15 protein-coding genes are annotated in these 16,696 nt (G+C 42.4%); 4 read left to right on the top strand and 11 right to left on the bottom strand.

Annotated features, from left to right (window positions below):
• Positions 1-8 precede the first annotated feature (8 nt).
• From rnd to L4C54_RS03965, 8 genes are all read right to left on the bottom strand, one after another.
• Entirely contained in the window at positions 9-1,127 is a 1,119-nt protein-coding gene (gene rnd / locus L4C54_RS03930; RefSeq protein ID WP_428807156.1) for a ribonuclease D, read from the bottom strand.
• A gap of 139 nt (positions 1,128-1,266) precedes the next feature.
• A complete protein-coding gene (gene fadD / locus L4C54_RS03935; protein ID WP_428807157.1) occupies positions 1,267-2,961 on the bottom strand; it encodes a long-chain-fatty-acid--CoA ligase FadD in 1,695 nt (564 codons plus the stop codon).
• A gap of 101 nt (positions 2,962-3,062) precedes the next feature.
• Positions 3,063-3,914, bottom strand: coding sequence for an alpha/beta fold hydrolase (locus tag L4C54_RS03940; protein ID WP_428807158.1), 852 nt, complete (start codon positions 3,912-3,914; stop codon positions 3,063-3,065).
• The gene (locus L4C54_RS03945) at positions 3,914-4,471 is read right to left on the bottom strand and encodes a Slp family lipoprotein (protein WP_428807159.1); all 558 of its coding nucleotides are present in this window, start codon (positions 4,469-4,471) and stop codon (positions 3,914-3,916) included. The genes L4C54_RS03940 and L4C54_RS03945 overlap by 1 nt, the downstream gene beginning before the upstream one ends.
• 94 nt (positions 4,472-4,565) lie before the next feature.
• On the bottom strand, positions 4,566-4,889 hold the full coding sequence (locus L4C54_RS03950; RefSeq protein ID WP_428807160.1) for a chromosome partitioning protein ParA: 324 nt from the start codon (positions 4,887-4,889) through the stop codon (positions 4,566-4,568).
• A gap of 71 nt (positions 4,890-4,960) precedes the next feature.
• The gene (gene tsaB / locus L4C54_RS03955) at positions 4,961-5,677 is read right to left on the bottom strand and encodes a tRNA (adenosine(37)-N6)-threonylcarbamoyltransferase complex dimerization subunit type 1 TsaB (protein WP_428807161.1); all 717 of its coding nucleotides are present in this window, start codon (positions 5,675-5,677) and stop codon (positions 4,961-4,963) included.
• A gap of 36 nt (positions 5,678-5,713) precedes the next feature.
• Complete coding sequence (gene yoaA, locus L4C54_RS03960; protein ID WP_428807162.1) at positions 5,714-7,630, bottom strand: DNA repair helicase YoaA; 1,917 nt, start codon at positions 7,628-7,630, stop codon at positions 5,714-5,716.
• Between the two features lie 112 nt (positions 7,631-7,742).
• The gene (locus L4C54_RS03965; protein WP_428801397.1) at positions 7,743-7,943 is read right to left on the bottom strand and encodes a hypothetical protein; all 201 of its coding nucleotides are present in this window, start codon (positions 7,941-7,943) and stop codon (positions 7,743-7,745) included.
• A gap of 196 nt (positions 7,944-8,139) precedes the next feature.
• Here L4C54_RS03965 and purU point away from each other — a divergent pair, with 196 nt between their 5' ends.
• A complete protein-coding gene (purU, locus tag L4C54_RS03970) occupies positions 8,140-8,973 on the top strand; it encodes a formyltetrahydrofolate deformylase (RefSeq protein ID WP_428807163.1) in 834 nt (277 codons plus the stop codon).
• 106 nt (positions 8,974-9,079) lie between these two features.
• Here the strand turns inward: purU and L4C54_RS03975 are convergent, their stop codons facing one another.
• On the bottom strand, positions 9,080-11,092 hold the full coding sequence (locus tag L4C54_RS03975) for a 2,4-dienoyl-CoA reductase FMN-binding domain-containing protein (protein ID WP_428807164.1): 2,013 nt from the start codon (positions 11,090-11,092) through the stop codon (positions 9,080-9,082).
• A 299-nt stretch (positions 11,093-11,391) separates the two neighbouring features.
• Between L4C54_RS03975 and sppA the strand changes: the two genes are divergently transcribed.
• Positions 11,392-13,257: a signal peptide peptidase SppA gene (gene sppA / locus L4C54_RS03980; RefSeq protein ID WP_428807165.1), complete on the top strand. Its 1,866-nt coding sequence runs from the start codon at positions 11,392-11,394 to the stop codon at positions 13,255-13,257.
• Between the two features lie 85 nt (positions 13,258-13,342).
• Here the strand turns inward: sppA and L4C54_RS03985 are convergent, their stop codons facing one another.
• On the bottom strand, positions 13,343-13,996 hold the full coding sequence (locus tag L4C54_RS03985; RefSeq protein ID WP_428807166.1) for a Crp/Fnr family transcriptional regulator: 654 nt from the start codon (positions 13,994-13,996) through the stop codon (positions 13,343-13,345).
• Between the two features lie 99 nt (positions 13,997-14,095).
• Here L4C54_RS03985 and deoD point away from each other — a divergent pair, with 99 nt between their 5' ends.
• Positions 14,096-14,809, top strand: a complete 714-nt coding sequence (gene deoD / locus L4C54_RS03990) for a purine-nucleoside phosphorylase (RefSeq protein WP_428807397.1) — start codon at positions 14,096-14,098, stop codon at positions 14,807-14,809.
• Positions 14,810-14,832: 23 nt separating this feature from the next.
• Here the strand turns inward: deoD and L4C54_RS03995 are convergent, their stop codons facing one another.
• On the bottom strand, positions 14,833-15,840 hold the full coding sequence (locus L4C54_RS03995; RefSeq protein ID WP_428807167.1) for a response regulator: 1,008 nt from the start codon (positions 15,838-15,840) through the stop codon (positions 14,833-14,835).
• Between the two features lie 46 nt (positions 15,841-15,886).
• Between L4C54_RS03995 and L4C54_RS04000 the strand changes: the two genes are divergently transcribed.
• On the top strand, positions 15,887-16,600 hold the full coding sequence (locus L4C54_RS04000; RefSeq protein ID WP_428807168.1) for a response regulator transcription factor: 714 nt from the start codon (positions 15,887-15,889) through the stop codon (positions 16,598-16,600).
• Positions 16,601-16,696 lie beyond the last annotated feature (96 nt).

Raw genomic sequence — 16,696 nt, forward strand, 5'->3', positions numbered from 1 at the left:
AGAGATAGCTACTTCACTAAATCAACTAGCTTTTCACCCATCAATTCTAAACGCCACCCCTGCATAACATCAGGTAACGCACTTGGATTTCGATCTTTTTTCCACACCCACGTCAAAAGCTGATTAAGTTGCTTTTTAGAAGCGAGAAATTCAGTAGCAAGACCCGACTTTGAAGACGCATGTTTCACTTCATCTTTTAGCAGTTTAAATAGCTGTTTATACCCAGGGTAATCCATTAAGCGATCGATGGCTTCTGGGTACTCATCTTCAGGTGTTTGCTCTGCAGACTTAATCATAGCGATGATACGGCTTCCATGACGGCGTACTGCTCGGCTATCAATACCTTCTTGCTCCATATGGTGCGAGCTTTTAATCGCATCACGAGCAACAAGCAATAAGTCCGTTTCCTTAAATACAAAGTTCAAGGCTAAGTCACGCTTCATCGCTTCTTTATATCGCCATGTTGCCAGTGGCTTTAAAATCGCCAGTTGCTTTGGCTTTAATTGCCAAGCACCTTTAATATCGCGATAAACGTTATTGGCATCAATATTTTTAATTCGTTTGCTAACCAATAGCTCTGACTCTTGCAACGCAGCGTCCCACCAGTCTGCTTCTTGTAGTTTCTCAAGTAGCTTTTCATACAGCGGCATTAAATAGAATACATCAGCAGCGGCATACTCTAATTGCTTCACGCTTAAAGGACGTGCCATCCAGTCAGTGCGAGACTCGCTTTTATCCAACTCAACACCAATATATTCATTAACTAGCGCAGCAAAGCCGGTAGATAATCCGTAACCTAAAAAGGCCGCCATGATTTGAGTATCGACCATAGGAAACGGCGTACAACCAAAGGCATTTTGGAAAACTTCTAGATCTTCACCACACGCATGTAGAACTTTTAATACTGACGTATCTTGCAATAAGTCAACAAACGGTGACATATCATCAAACACTGTCGGATCGATAAGAGATAAGTTCTCTCCATCAAACAGCTGTATCAAGCCCAGTAACGGATAGAAGGTGCGAACTCGCACGAACTCTGTATCAAGCATCACAACATCAGACTGCTTAGCTTGGTGACAGACGCGTTCTAAATCGGACGCTTGGGTAATGATTTGATAGTTCACAAAGTGCTCGCTATTGATTTTTACGGTCAGTTGACCTTTAAGATAGACAATAAAATGCCGACGTTTATGTCGGCATTCTAGCACTAATTGCTATTGAGTTTCTGCATTGTTAATTTGCATTCATCAAGATGGCAAAAGCTTACGCACTTTCTCGCTGCGCGACTTGAGCGTCATTCTCTTCTCGAAGAACGCGACGAAGAATTTTACCTACGTTAGTTTTCGGCAGCTCTTCTTTAAACTCAACCAGTTTTGGAACCTTATAACCCGTTAGTTGTTCGCGGCAATGAGCAATGACTTCTTCTTTAGTTAAGCTCGGATCACGCTTAACAACATAGATTTTCACTACTTCACCTGACACTTCATGAGCTTGACCAATCGCAGCAACTTCTAATACCTTGCCGTGCGATGCGATCACATCTTCAATCTCATTCGGGTAAACGTTGAAACCAGACACCAAAATCATGTCTTTTTTACGATCAACAATATGTAAGAAGCCTTCATCATCAAACTTAACGATATCACCCGTAGATAGCCAACCTTCCGCATTTATCACGTCTTTGGTTGCTTCAGGACGCTGCCAGTAACCTTGCATCACCTGCGGGCCACGAACTTGCAATTCACCGACCTCTGAATTTGCTACTGGGTTACCTTCATCATCAACAATTCGAACTTCCGTTGATGGTACAGGTAAGCCAATCGAACCGTTATATTCAACAAGGTCGTAAGGGTACGCCGAAACCAGTGGGGCACACTCAGTTAAACCATAACCTTCAAGTAAGTAACAACCTGAAATTTTATTCCATTTTTCAGCAACGACTCGTTGAACCGCCATGCCACCGCCGACAGATAAACGCAAGTTACTGAAATCAAGCTCATTAAAGTCTTCGTTATTCACTAGTGCATTGAAGAGCGTATTCACCCCAGTAATAGCCGTGAACTTGTATTTCTGTAGCTCTTTAATAAAGCCCGGAATATCTCTTGGGTTAGTGATCAATAAGTTGCTGCCGCCAATTTCTAAGAACAGCAAGCAGTTCACCGTTAACGCAAAGATGTGATAAAGCGGCAGTGCCGTTACAACAAGCTCGCGCCCATCGGTTAATACTGGACCGTAAGCGCCTTTTGCTTGCATCACATTCGCAATCATATTGCGGTGAGTAAGAATAGCGCCTTTCGCAACACCGGTAGTACCGCCTGTGTATTGTAAAAATGCAATATCATCACCTGACATATGCGGTTTTACATATTGAAGTCGACGTCCTTTGTGGAGTGCCTGACGCATAGAAATCGCACCCGGCAAATTGTACTTAGGCACCATGCCTTTTACGTACTTCACGACAAAATCGACGATTGTTCCTTTTGCTCTTGGGAGCATTTGCCCAAGGCTAGTGAGAACAACGTGTTTAACCGGTGTCTTGTCGACAATCTGCTCTAATGTGTTAGCAAAATTAGAAACGATAACAATGGCTTTTGCATCGGCATCGTTTAATTGATGTTCAAGCTCACGCGGGGTGTACAGCGGGTTTACATTCACCGCAATCATACCTGCTCGAAGCACGCCAAATAGCGCCACTGGATATTGAAGTAAATTTGGCATCATTAACGCAACACGATCGCCTTTCTTCAACTTTAATTCGTTTTGTAAGTATGCAGAAAAAGCACGACTACGCTCTTCCAATTTGCGATATGTCATGACAGAGCCCATGTTCATAAACGCAGGCTGATCGGCAAATTTTTGTACCGATTGTTCAAACATTTCAACCAACGATAAGTATTGATCTGGGTTGATAGTTTCAGGTACATCTTCTGGGTAGCGTGAGAGCCAAGGGTTTTCCACGGTATTACTCCTTGTTATTGGCAGGCTGGTTCGACCATTATTATTATTCGTCTATTACAGCACAGCCAAAGCGTATGAGCACGAAAGACTCAAACACTTGTTTAAATTTTGTTAAGCGCGCCAAAGATCAGATCAGTTACGGTAGAAGGGTGTTGAAGATGACAGTGATGACCGCCACTAATTGTCACTACATCACACCCTTTATTAGGTCTGTGTAATGAGTACTTTAAGCGCTCATACCCCTTATCACCTAAGATGACCAGTTGAGGGCATTGAATGCTTTTGATGACTTCTTCTGCGTGTTCAAAAGACATGCGATATAACGAGTCACTTTGAAGGTGACTATCATGCCGCCATTGCCAAATACCATTTAGGTTCACCATGCCACGCTCAACCACGGGCTGTATTAAATGAACGTCTAGATGGTTTATGGTTGCTCGACGCTTTGCCATCTCTTCAATACTGCCTAAATCTCGAATTGGCTTACGCCTAGTTCGTTGCCGACTAAGCACTCCGTTTCGTAATCTATCGATGCTATTTTCGGTCGATTCAGCTAATGGACCAAAGCCTTCTATTTGCACTAATCCTGCGACTTGCTCAGGAAACGCGGCACTATAGCAACTTGCGATTAATGCACCAAGTGAATGTCCCACCAATATCAATCTGTTCGGTGATAAAGTAGACAAAATCTGGTGAAGATCGTCAATATAGTCATGAAAAGGATAAAATGAGTCAGTTCCTTTGTAACTAGACAAGCCATGACCCGGCAGATCGATCGCACAAAGATGCAAATTCTCATCAAGCTGAGACAGTTTAGGAAGGATTGAGTGAAAGCTAGCGGCATTGTCTAGCCAGCCATGCAAAAAGACCATCGTGGTATGGGCCGTGTCTGCGTTCCCTAACTCTAAAGTCGCGATATCACCACTGGCAATAGATATTCTATTATTTCGCATTATTTAACTTCTTGGATCACTCGACCATCGGTAGGCCCAAAGTAGGATTGACGACAATGTAAGCTTCGACAAGGGTATGGATAAATTCTGACGTCATTGATTTGCACACGCTCTTGAATCTTCCACAGATGGTGACCGCTTACCTTCATAGTTGGCACAACTTGCTCTGATTCACCAACCATAATCTTCTCAGTTCCTTTACTTTGACCAAGAACACTAATCAACTGACCTTTTCCATAGGCCAAAGGTTCTAAGAAACCGTCGACATAGCCAACAAATCGCCCATTGGGCTGCTGATTAATATCGGGCTTGCCTGATGAGCTGATTGGCAAATTCACCACTTCAATACGCGTTTTATCTGCTAGGTTGGTTACGCTGGCAATCACACCGCCGAGACGTACTTGAGGTGTTGTGACAGGATCGACATTAACCCATGTTTCGTAGTCAGACACTAACGCCTCATCTGAAGAGCTTAGTGATTCAGGAAGCGTTGAACAGGCACTGATAAACAGTAAGATCGTGGAAATCAAAGCTGCTCTAAATAGAGAGGTATTCATATTGCGCTCTTTTGTTTGTGAGGATACAAAGAATGTCACTAATTTGAGTTTGGCATAACCCATTTTAACTCAAGATAATTAGCAAAAAAAAGAGTTAGATGTAGATATCGACACCGAGTAGTTTGGCAAGTTCATCACGTTTTGATTGAGTCATGACAGAAAGGTACTCTTGCATCGCTTTTCGGCCTTGCCCTTCAGGAAGGTCATATTGGACTTGCGCTCGATGAATATCGGACTCGTTAACATGACGAATAGAATTGGAAACAGCATCCGCGACTTGGGTCGTTTGACCAACTGATGTCGTAGTTTGCCCTTTTTTTACCTCACTATTTTTACTCGCCTTGCTAGTCTTAGTCGCCTTTGTCTTACTAGAGGCCGCCGGGACTATCGAAGGAGGTAAGCCATTGATTGAGACCATACTCTTCCTTAATGAAAGGCTAGCGAACTAGCCTTATTTCACTCATAACTGTTAGTAACAGGCTTCGTTGTTTATTCTCTTCCTGGTAGTTTTTTCCACGTGACCTTATCACGCAGATAAACAGGGCTCGCGTGCTCTGCATTTACCGTATTACCATTAGCCCATTCGAACTGTGCTAAATAGGCAATATCAATCGCTTCTGGATAGAGAACCGTGCCTTCATCACTCGCTATTTCTACACGTTCTAAAGGTAACGCGGTTAACGCTTCTTCGTAAGCAGCCCAACCGGTGCCTGCTGTGTACCAAACCGAATCATCTTTTTCAATTTGTTGCACTAGCTCACTTGGTGGAATAACACACTCAGCATCAAGCTCAATCCAAGTGCCGTTTTCTTGACGACTATAACGTCCCCAATAAACCTCACTCATTCGTGCATCAATCGCACACGCAACCTTGGTATGACCTAGCTTACGGTAACTACCTTCCGCCATTGCCGCCAATGTTGAAACGCCAATCATTGGTAGATCTGCACCAAACCCTAAACCTTGTGCAATACCAATGCCAATACGAACACCCGTAAAGCTACCCGGTCCACGCCCAAACGCCAATGCATCGACGTCAGCGAGCGATAAGCCTGCTTCTTTTAATACCTCATCAACCATAGGTAAAATTTTCTTGGTATGGTCACGCGGTGCCACTTCACTTCGTGCGAATATTTGTTCGCCAACAGTCAGGGCAACAGAACAGTTCTCTGTTGAGGTATCTAAAGCAAGAATTTTTACAGTCATTGATAACTCTATCTTTTTAATTAATCTGATTAACTTTTATTGATCAAGCTGTTTGAGAAACGCTTGAACACTATCTAAATCCCGAGTTCTCGGAATGGGTGGCAAACTGGCTAAAAACAGTCGCCCATAATCTTTGGTCACTAAGCGATTATCGCAAATGATCAATGCCCCATGATCGCTGTTATCTCGAATCAATCGACCTACCCCTTGCTTCAACGTAATAACAGCATCGGGCAGTTGAACTTGAGCAAAAGGATCACCGCCTTTTAATCGGCAATCTTCGATTCGAGCCTTCAATAATGGGTCATCAGGTGCGGTAAACGGCAATTTATCGATGATAACACAGCTTAATACGTCACCTCTAACATCTATCCCTTCCCAGAATGCCCCTGTGGCAACCAGTAACGCATTCCCAAGCTCCATAAATTCCGCCAGTGTTTTCTGTTTACTGGTTTCACCTTGAAGCAGGACAGGTACAGACAATATTTCTCTAAATCGCGATCCTAACTCTCGCATCATGCTGTGAGATGTACATAAGAAGAAGCAGCGTCCTCCGTTTGTTTCAATCACGGGGCCAAGCATTTCAACCAGTTTATCTGCCATCCCCGGACTGTTTGGTTCTGGTAAATAGCGAGGTACACAAAGCCTTGCTTGGGTTTGGTAATCAAACGGACTGGGCAAGGCGAGCTTTTGTTTTGGCTGCAAACCTAAACGAGCAGTAAAGTGACCAAAGTCCTCATTCACAGCAAGCGTTGCAGAGGTGAAAATCCATGAGCCTTGTTTAAGTTCAATCTGCTCATGGAACTTATCAGCAACCGAAAGCGGTGTGATATGAAGCGTAAAATGACGAGGCGTGGTATCAAACCAATAGGAATACCCAGTGATAGACACATCACATACCCGCTCAATTCTGGCTTTGATTGTATTCGCTCGTTCAAAAGCGGTATCCAACAATTGGCTTCTTCCTAGAGCAAGTTTGAGCACTTCTATTGCAAAATCAAGCGCATCCTGTAGTCGACGTAACTCTCGCGCAACCACTGGAGAGCTCACCGCTTCACGCCAATTTCCGCGGAAATTGGCATCACCCAACATAATACGCAGCTCCATCGCGCATTGAATGAGGCTATCGCCCACCTTTTGCAGCTGGCGCATATCTTTCGCTTCAGTTCGGTAAGCGATTTCAATATCTTTAGCGAGCTCTTGTACTTGCCTGCTTGAAACTGACTGACCAAAATATTGGCTCGCAATATCTGGCAGTTGGTGAGCCTCATCGAAGATAAATACATCTGCTTCAGGAATAAGCTCCCCAAAGCCCGTCTCTTTAATGGCTAAATCGGCTAAAAACAGATGGTGGTTGACAACGACCACATCGGAATCCATGGCTCGCTTTCGCGCTTTTAAAACAAAGCAATCGGTAAAGCTTGGGCACTCTTTGCCAAGGCAGTTGTCATTGGTAGATGTGATGGTCGGAATGACTGGGCTGTCTTCTGCGATTTCATCACAATCACCAAGATCACCACTTTTAGTTTGAGATACCCAACTACGAACTTTAATCAACTGAGCCAGTAAAGTCGGATCTGCTGTATTGGTATGACTCTCTACCATTTGGCGGCTTAACCTATCCAAACAGAGATAATTTGAGCGCCCTTTTAACAGAGCCACTTGCCCATAAAAACCAAGCGCATCCACCATTAATGGGAGATCGCGGTGAAAGAGCTGCTCTTGAAGGTTTTTAGAACCGGTACTGATGATCACTTTCTTGCCACTCATCAACGCCGGAACGAGATACGCGAAGGTTTTACCGGTTCCGGTACCCGCTTCCACAACCAGTTGGCTTTGCTTATCAATGGCGTCATAAACCGCTTGTGCCATATCAAGTTGAGGCTGCCTTGGTTGAAAACCAGGAATAGCTTTACCCAGAGCACCGTCGGCAGAGAAAGTTTTTAAGATCATGTAAAAAGACTAGAAAAAAGAGATGGAGAGATTATGTCAGCTTTAGTGAGCCGGCGCGAATCAGATTATGACCCGCACCGGAGGTGTTTGGTTTAAGGCGAGGTGAAATTGGTTACTTTCTATTTAAATAACGTGATAGCCACGCTGGCCCATCAAATCCGTTATCTTCACTGAGTATTGCTTTCGCTGCGTCGCTTGGCGAGGCTTTGTTTTCCCACAGTTCAATTAACATTGCTTCATCAATTTCATGATCGCCAACAAGGGCATTCACTCGTTCAACATACAATTTTCGCGCTAGTAGTTCTTTATCCATATGACAGCACCTTTGATACTTCTTACGACAGAATCCACAACAAAAGGAAAAAACCTTGATTTTGGCAACGATCTTTTGTTGAAACATGCTCGATAATAGATTAATTATAGCAGGTATATTGCGGGTTACGTCACCGTTCACGGAACCTGAAATTAGTTTTAAGCCAAAAAAAATAATTCATGGAAGCAAGACACAAATGGAAAAAAAAACACTCTTAACCCACTGCAAAGATGCACCTGGGCTGATATCTAAAATCACCAATATTTGTTATAAGCATCAGCTCAATATTATTCATAACAATGAATTTGTTGATAACACCAGTGGCCACTTCTTTATGCGTACTGAGCTTGAAGGCTATTTCAATGACCAAACTCTACTAGCAGACCTTGACCAAGCACTGCCTGAAGGAACAAAGCGCAACTTAGTGAATTCAACACGCAAGCGCATAGTCATCTTAGTAACCAAAGAGTCGCACTGTTTGGGTGATATTTTGATGAAGAATTACGATGGTAGTTTGGATGTCGACATCGCAGCCGTTGTTGGGAACTACGATACTTTGCAGTCTCTGACTGAGCGTTTTGACATTCCATACCATGCTGTTTCGCATGTCGGGCTAAATCGAGAAGAGCATGAAGAAAAAGTGCTCGAAGTGATTGAGCAATATGACGCTGACTACTTAGTTCTGGCTAAATACATGAGAGTACTTACTCCAGGATTTGTTGAGAAGTTCAACCACAAAATAATCAATATCCACCACAGTTTCTTACCGGCATTTATTGGTGCAAAACCTTACCAACAAGCCTACGAGCGTGGTGTAAAGATCATTGGCGCAACCGCTCACTTTGTGACTAACGATCTCGATGAAGGCCCTATCATTAAACAAGACGTTATCCCTGTGGATCACAACTTTAGCGCACAAGATATGGCTCGTGCTGGTCGTGACGTAGAGAAGAACGTATTAAGCAAAGCACTCAACAAAGTATTGAACGACCATGTCTTTGTTTACGGAAACAAAACCGTCATTCTTTAAAATTTAAGCTTAACGTAGATGTAAAAATGGCGCATCGATTGTCTCTCAATCAATGCGCCATTTTAGTCTTCAATCTCAGACGTAGCGATAAATATGCGATATTGAATTACAAGCGTATCGCCAATTCAACGCCTTGCTTAATCGCTCGTACTGCATCAAGTTCACCAGCATGGTCTGCGCCGCCAATGACATGCAGTTTCTCTCCGAGCTGTGACCATTTATCTTCAAACGGACGAACCGATTCCTGCCCTGCACAAATTACGATTTTGTCAGCATCTAACAGTTGAGGCTTATCTTTCATCACGATATGTAAACCTTCGCCGTCAATTTTCTTATATTCAACACCACCAAATAGATTCACACCTCGCTTCTCAAGCGTTCGCTTATGAATCCAGCCCGTTGTTTTCCCTGGGCCTTTACCAACACGTCCTTGGCGTCTTTGCAGAACCCAAACGGTTTTATCGCTCACTGAAGGCGGATAAGGGTACAGCCCACCAGAATGACCGATCTCTTTATCAATACCCCATTCATGAAGCCAGTCATCAAGAGTATTGTCTTCAGGTTCAGTGATCATCGTTGCGATATCGACACCAATGCCCCCAGCACCAACAATCGCCACTTTTTCACCCACTGGGGTTTTCTCACGAATCAGCGTTTGATAATCAATCACTTTATCCGTGTCATCAATACCAGAAATTTTCACTTTTCTTGGTTCGACACCTGAGGCCATGACAACCTCATCGTACTCCTTTAAGCACTCAAATGACGCTTCAGTATCTAGCATTAAATTAACGCCTGTTGCATCAATCTGATTGGCGAAATATCGAATCGTCTCTCTAAACTCTTCTTTTCCTGGGATTTGCATTGCAAGCCGGAATTGGCCACCGATACGGTCATTTTTCTCAATCAGATCCACATCATGTCCACGCTGCGCTAAGGTCGTCGCGCATGAAAGTCCAGCAGGCCCAGCGCCGACTACAGCAATTTTCTTCTTATTAGTCGCAGGCTGAACAACGATTTCAGTTTCATAACAAGCACGAGGGTTCACTAAACAACTTGCACGCTTACCTTTAAATACGTTGTCGAGGCACGCTTGGTTACAACCAATACAGGTGTTAATGAACTGGGCTTGGTCTTTCTCTGCTTTGACCACAAATTCAGGGTCTGCGAGAAACGGTCTTGCCATAGAAACCATATCGGCCTGACCAGAGCTTAAGATTTTCTCCGCTTCCTCTGGGGTATTAATTCTATTACAGGTAACGACTGGGATATTTACGTAGGGTTTTACTTTCTCTGTTACCCAAGTGAATGCGCCACGAGGTACTTGTGTTGCGATAGTCGGGACTCGCGCCTCATGCCAGCCGATACCCGTATTTATAATAGTAACGCCCGCTTCTTCTAGTTTTTGCGCGAGTAACACCACGTCTTCAAACGTACTGCCCTGCTCAACCAAATCGAGCATCGACAGCCTAAAGATAATAATGAAATCGTCACCAACCGCTTTACGAACTTTACGGACAATTTCTAAAGGAAAGCGCATACGCTTTTCATAGCTACCACCCCACTCGTCGTAACGCATATTGGTGCGTTTACAGATGAATTGGTTGATGAGATAACCTTCAGAACCCATGATCTCAATGCCGTCATAGCCTGCAAGTTGCGCCAGTTCAGCGCTGTTAGCAAAGGCATCAATGGTTTTGTTAATCTGCCTTGGGCTCATTTCACTTGGAGTGAACTTCGCAATCGGGGCTTTCATTCCAGATGCACTTTGAGCAAACGGGTGCATGGCATAGCGCCCAGCATGAAGCAGTTGCAGTGCGATTTTACCGCCATGCTTGTGTACAGCTTCGGTTACAACTTTATGCGATTGAGCATGTTTAGGCTTACTAAATTCAGCACTGAAAGGCGTCAATCGGCCACGTAGATTCGGCGAAAAGCCTCCAGTTACAATCAGCCCAACACCGCCCTTCGCACGCTCTTCATAAAAAGCAGCAAGCCTATGCAGACCTTGTTTGTCTTCTTCTAACCCAGTGTGCATTGATCCCATCAAAACGCGATTTCTCAATTGAGTAAATCCCAGATCAAGTGGTTGTAATAAGTTTGAGTACATGGCTGACATCACTATATCTATTATTATTCGTGGTCTGACCAGAATATTCACACTTCAAGTGAAAATCAAACAACCGTTTACATTTTTGCAACACTCGTCAACATCGAACTTGAAATACCTCTACACTAAGTACTGTCATTAGGTATTTTCCTGCTTATCTCCTAATGACTTTCTACTAATGCCCTAATTACTTTCTATCAATGCCATAACAACATGCGGTTGTTTGCTAATTTGAGATGGCGTAGGATGTGAATCAGCCCTTCAAACAGCATCATGGACTCTGTTAGGTCAACTACAGTGAAGACTCGATGAAAAAACTATTCAAATTTATTGGTTTGATTTTTAAAGGTATTTGGAAACTCATTACCTTTATTCGCCTTGCGTTAACAAATCTAATTTTTATTCTCAGCCTTGTTGTTATTTACTTTTTGTTTACAAGTGTCGATACACCGACGCCAGAGGTGAAGCAGCAATCGGCATTGGTTCTAAATCTCTCTGGCCCTATCGTTGAGCAGCGAAGCTACAATAATCCAATGGATTCGATCACTGGATCAATCTTTGGTCAAGACATGCCTAAAGAGAACGTTTTGTTCGATATTGTGGATACGATTCGACATGCGCAAAATGACGACCAAATCCAAGGATTGGTACTCTCACTGCGTAACCTCCCAGAGACAAATCTCACTAAACTCAGATATATCGCTAAAGCGCTGAATGAATTCAAAGCATCGGGTAAACCTATTTATGCAGCGGGTGAGATTTATAATCAAAGCCAATATTATCTTGCAAGCTACGCTGATAAAATATTCCTTTCACCCGATGGTGCAGTGCTACTCAAGGGCTACAGTGCATACTCTCTATACTACAAGACACTATTAGAGAAGTTTGATGTCAACACGCATGTCTTTAGAGTGGGTACTTACAAATCAGCCATTGAGCCTTTCATTCGAGATGACATGTCAGACGAAGCAAAAGAGTCTGCCGCTCGTTGGTTAACGCAACTTTGGGGTGCATATGTCGATGATGTGGCAACCAATCGCCAGATGGATGCGAAAGCTCTGAACCCCTCTATGGATGAGTTCCTTGCACAGCTTAAAGCTGTTAACGGTAATTTGGCTGAACTTTCTCTACAGCTTGGGCTAGTTGATGAACTGGCAACGAGGCAACAAATTCGAAGTGAACTAGCTGACGTATTCGGAAGCGACGGCAAAGACAGTTACCAAGCGATGGGTTACTACGAATATCGTACAACCATGTCTCCACAATTTAATCTCGAATCCGATGATATCGCGGTAGTCGTGGCTAGTGGCGCGATCATGGATGGTAAACAGTCACGTAATAACGTTGGCGGTGATACGACTGCTAGCCTGCTTCGCCAAGCGCGTAATGACAGCAAAGTAAAAGCCGTGGTGTTACGTGTCGATAGTCCAGGCGGAAGCGCTTTTGCTTCCGAAGTTATTCGTAACGAAATAGACGCACTACGAGCTGCAAACAAACCTGTGGTTGTTTCTATGTCGAGCCTTGCGGCATCGGGCGGTTACTGGATCTCAATGAGCGCAGACAAGATAGTTGCACAACCCACTACATTAACTGGCTCGATTGGTATTTTCAGTGTTATCACTACCTTTGAAAAAGGGTTGAATAACCTTGGCGTATACAGCGATGGAATTGGTACTTCACCATTCTCTGGTGTTGGCGTCACCACTGGTATGTCACAAGGCGCCTCTGATGCCTTCCAGCTTGGCATTGAACACGGCTATAACCGCTTTGTTGGTCTAGTAAGTGCTAACCGTGATATCTCGCTAGAGACAATGGAATCCATTGCTGAAGGCCGAGTCTGGACCGGTCAGGATGCACTGGCGCATGGCCTTGTTGATAAGATGGGCGATTTTGATGATGCCATCAATTTAGCTGCAGAACTTGCGGAGCTAGAAAACTACAACGTCTACTGGGTTGAAGAACCGCTATCACCTGCTCAGAAATTCTTCCAAGAGATGATGAATCAGGTCTCTGTTCGATTCGATATTGATATGAGTAGCCTGTTCTCTTCGAACCTATTTCCAGCATCATGGCAACCAATGATGAATCAAGTCGCGACAGACATATCTTTGCTTGATAGCTTTAACGACCCTAAAGGGCAATACGCTTTTTGCTTAAACTGCCAAGTTCAGTAGCCGTTTAACTTCCGTCAAATAAGCTAATAATAAGGCCAATTATCATTTGATAGTTGGCCTTTTTCATTCAAAGCGATCATCGGAATTAATTCGTTAGAAAGTCGTCTAACGCTTGGGGATCTCTGATTGCGACTAGTCCACCTTGCTTTACAAGCAGATCCATATCAATTAGCTGCTTTAGCACTCGGCGATACACTCTCTCTGAACAACCAAACCTGTGCGCTTCTTTACACACTAGATCAAAGTTAACAGGCTCTGCTAACCCTTGCTCTCTTTGCTTAATATCCCAAGCGATATTATAGATCAACGGATGTAAAAACCGTTTCATCGTCAAGCTCATCCCTTCTTGGTAGCGACAAGCCAAAGATTGGCTCAACCACCATGATACTTGCGGGTTATCAGAAAGAATCGATGTAAATACATTCACAGGAAGAACAAAAGCTTCCACCGCCTCGCTTGCTACAACGCTAAACTGACACGCTTGTTTACTCAAGAATTCGACTTCCCCAAAGAGGTGCTGAGAGACGAAATGTCGACCGAGACTATAGGTTCTTCCGTTTTCAGCCACGCAATCTAGACCAAACTCACCTAACTCGACCCAATACAAGTGATCGATTTTCTGTCCCTGCCTTAACAAGGTATCCCCTTCTTCAAGGGTAATTGACGGTAACATCCTTTTATTGATTTCCTGTAAAAAGGTCTTCAATCCGATTGAGGCTAGTGTGTTTATATCATTCATATTCTCTCAAACTTAGAGCTAAAACGGTCATTACGGACAAATGTCCTACTCGGTACTTCGTCATTTTAATAATCTAACATTTTAAGACATAAGGACCGAATAATGACCCCACATATTAGAGCCAAAGTTGGCGAATTTGCTGAAACCGTACTCATGCCAGGAGATCCTCTAAGAGCCAAGTTTATCGCAGAGAACTATCTAGATAACCCAAGGCTCGTCACCGATGTACGCAATGTTCTTGGTTACACTGGCGAATACCAAGGAACCCCAATATCCATCATGGCACATGGTATGGGGACACCCTCTATCTCTATTTACCTACATGAACTCATTACAGTATATGGCGTAAAAAAAGCAATACGTGTCGGCAGTTGTGGCGGTGTCGCGGATCACTTAGATCTTAAAGATATTATTGTGGTGACTGGCGCGGGCACAGCCAACGCAATGAACCGAGCCAAATTTGCAGGCTATGATTACCCCGCTACGCCTGATTTTAATCTTCTTCGTCAGTGCTGGACGAGCGCAGATAAACTCGGTATTAAACCGACCTTTGGCAATATCTTCACCAACGACTTTTTCTATGACGATCCAGAAGCGCTACTACCTGCTCTACAACGCTTTAACATCCTCGCCATGGATATGGAAACCTCAGCGCTGTTTACCATTGCAGCAGAAAAACGAATTCAAGCGCTGAGTATTCTTACCGTTTCTGACCACGTTGTAAAAGGCGGTGAAATGTCACCAGAAGAGCGCCAAGCGAGCTTTGATCAAATGATTCGATTAGCGTTAGATACATTAGCTATTGAGGAATAGCTTAGGAAATATATATATTAGCATCAACTATTGCGAGAGTTCTTCGAGTCCATAAACTTCAACGTTTCTATATCCCGTAGAGCTTTAAAAAGGAGAGAAAGTAACGCGTAATTTGACTCTATCAGCGATTTATCATTATAATTCTTATCAATATTTTCCACCTCAATAATGTAGTCTTCAGCATTTATATACGAGAACGTGCCTTTAACTGAGTGTAAATTTCTCTTAAATTTATCATCGTCAATTTCGTTTAAAGAAATATCTATATTTCTCCCTATTTTTTCATTCAATAAGAACAACAAGTCATCTAAAGAACTATTCTTTGAAATAAAATTTGAAAAATCACTCCTCCTTAACGCACGATTTTGATGAACCTTCTTATTATAACAATCAGAGTCGTTAACGCTTAATATTCTAGACACATCTCTAGATGAAACGGGTTTATTCAATACTTGAGTCATGCCGTTAGACTCAAAAAGCAATTTCTGCTTATCATCTATGCCTGCGGTCATACCATATAAAACAGAAGATGGTCGATCTGACTTCATAATTTTAGCTAATTCCCCACCGTTGATTCCGGGCATTAAACAGTCGAGAAGAATCAAGTCAAATTCCTCAGATTTAGATTTATCAATCGATAAAAAAGCATTATCACAAGTGCTCACTTCGAAATCTTTGGATAATAGACCTTTTTGTAACTCAATTGTAAGAGGGTCATCATCAACTATAAGTATTTTCTTACGTGGTTTATTTTCGATAGAATGACAACTTTTAAATAGATTAATCTTCCCCTCAGCATTACAGGAAAATAAATATATATACTCTTTATCAAGGTCAATTACTCCATCTGAATTTACAATTATAGCTATGTCTATAAAATAGTCAGTATTCTGCTTGCCTTTACTATAAGATAGATCTAACTTATCAATTGATTTTACGACGAAAATCTTTGATTCCGGTGAGATTGAATTGAAATAATTTATAAGTCTCTTGATAGTATCAACAGACTTACTTACTATGACTTTATACATCGAGTTCCATTCTTTTCATAAATCGAATGACTAAGGATAGCTTTTTATGACCGCTTTTTCTATCTTATTGGTTGAAGACGATATTTTTATTAGTCGAACCCTAAAAAATTATATGGATGACAAAGGACTTATTACGTACCAAGCATTCGATTCAGGATCAGCAATAAATCACATTTTGAGCTACAATCCAGACGCGATAGTCCTAGATATCAACCTTCCAACGGAGTCCGGCCTAGTCCTCATCGAGAAAATTAAAAGTATTTCAAGTGCTCCAGTTTTGTTTTATACATCACATGAAAAGATTTCCATAGAGATTCAAGCCATATCTAATGGTGGCAACGATTTTATAAATAAGTCCCGCGGTCCTGATGTACTTTACAGCCGCTTAAGCAACTTACTTAAAACAACTAAAGTAGAAAGAAATATAGAGTCCAGAGATTCTATAAAACTATCAAATTTAGAAATAAATATCACCACAAGTACTTGCTTAAATACACAGAAAAACATCGAAATAAAACTGACTTCAACTGAACTCAATGCTTTATTTTATTTGGCAGCTAAACACCCTAATATTGTAACTAGAGATGAGCTTTCCAATGCAACAAAAGGGGCTAACTATGATGGTTTTTCAAGAGGAATTGATTTATTGATTAGTAGGTTAAGAAAAAAACTATTTAAAGCTGATAGTCATTTAAACATTGACTCCATCAGGGGGAAAGGTTACAAGCTAAAAGATAGCGAAGAAAGTTCTGATTATTAACCATATGACTGATAGATATTTCATCAATTATCTATCAGCCGTATTATATTAACATTGATTAATTAGTGTATATAATTATATCATCCACTTTATACA

Origin of the sequence: Vibrio lamellibrachiae (assembly GCF_050337265.1) — a bacterium.
In the GTDB taxonomy this organism is placed as follows: Bacteria; Pseudomonadota; Gammaproteobacteria; order Enterobacterales; family Vibrionaceae; genus Vibrio; species Vibrio kyushuensis.

What these genes read in the sequence shown, in the direction of transcription:
- L4C54_RS03950 (WP_428807160.1), bottom strand. Translation starts at nt 4,889, where the DNA reads ATGGTCTCAATCAATGGCTTACCTCCTTCGATAGTCCCGGCGGCCTCT.
- L4C54_RS03975 (WP_428807164.1), bottom strand. Translation starts at nt 11,092, where the DNA reads ATGTCAGCCATGTACTCAAACTTATTACAACCACTTGATCTGGGATTT.
- L4C54_RS03995 (WP_428807167.1), bottom strand. Translation starts at nt 15,840, where the DNA reads ATGTATAAAGTCATAGTAAGTAAGTCTGTTGATACTATCAAGAGACTT.
- purU (WP_428807163.1), top strand. Translation starts at nt 8,140, where the DNA reads ATGGAAAAAAAAACACTCTTAACCCACTGCAAAGATGCACCTGGGCTG.
- sppA (WP_428807165.1), top strand. Translation starts at nt 11,392, where the DNA reads ATGAAAAAACTATTCAAATTTATTGGTTTGATTTTTAAAGGTATTTGG.
- yoaA (WP_428807162.1), bottom strand. Translation starts at nt 7,630, where the DNA reads ATGATCTTAAAAACTTTCTCTGCCGACGGTGCTCTGGGTAAAGCTATT.
- L4C54_RS03965 (WP_428801397.1), bottom strand. Translation starts at nt 7,943, where the DNA reads ATGGATAAAGAACTACTAGCGCGAAAATTGTATGTTGAACGAGTGAAT.
- L4C54_RS04000 (WP_428807168.1), top strand. Translation starts at nt 15,887, where the DNA reads ATGACCGCTTTTTCTATCTTATTGGTTGAAGACGATATTTTTATTAGT.
- L4C54_RS03940 (WP_428807158.1), bottom strand. Translation starts at nt 3,914, where the DNA reads ATGCGAAATAATAGAATATCTATTGCCAGTGGTGATATCGCGACTTTA.
- L4C54_RS03985 (WP_428807166.1), bottom strand. Translation starts at nt 13,996, where the DNA reads ATGAATGATATAAACACACTAGCCTCAATCGGATTGAAGACCTTTTTA.
- L4C54_RS03945 (WP_428807159.1), bottom strand. Translation starts at nt 4,471, where the DNA reads ATGAATACCTCTCTATTTAGAGCAGCTTTGATTTCCACGATCTTACTG.
- tsaB (WP_428807161.1), bottom strand. Translation starts at nt 5,677, where the DNA reads ATGACTGTAAAAATTCTTGCTTTAGATACCTCAACAGAGAACTGTTCT.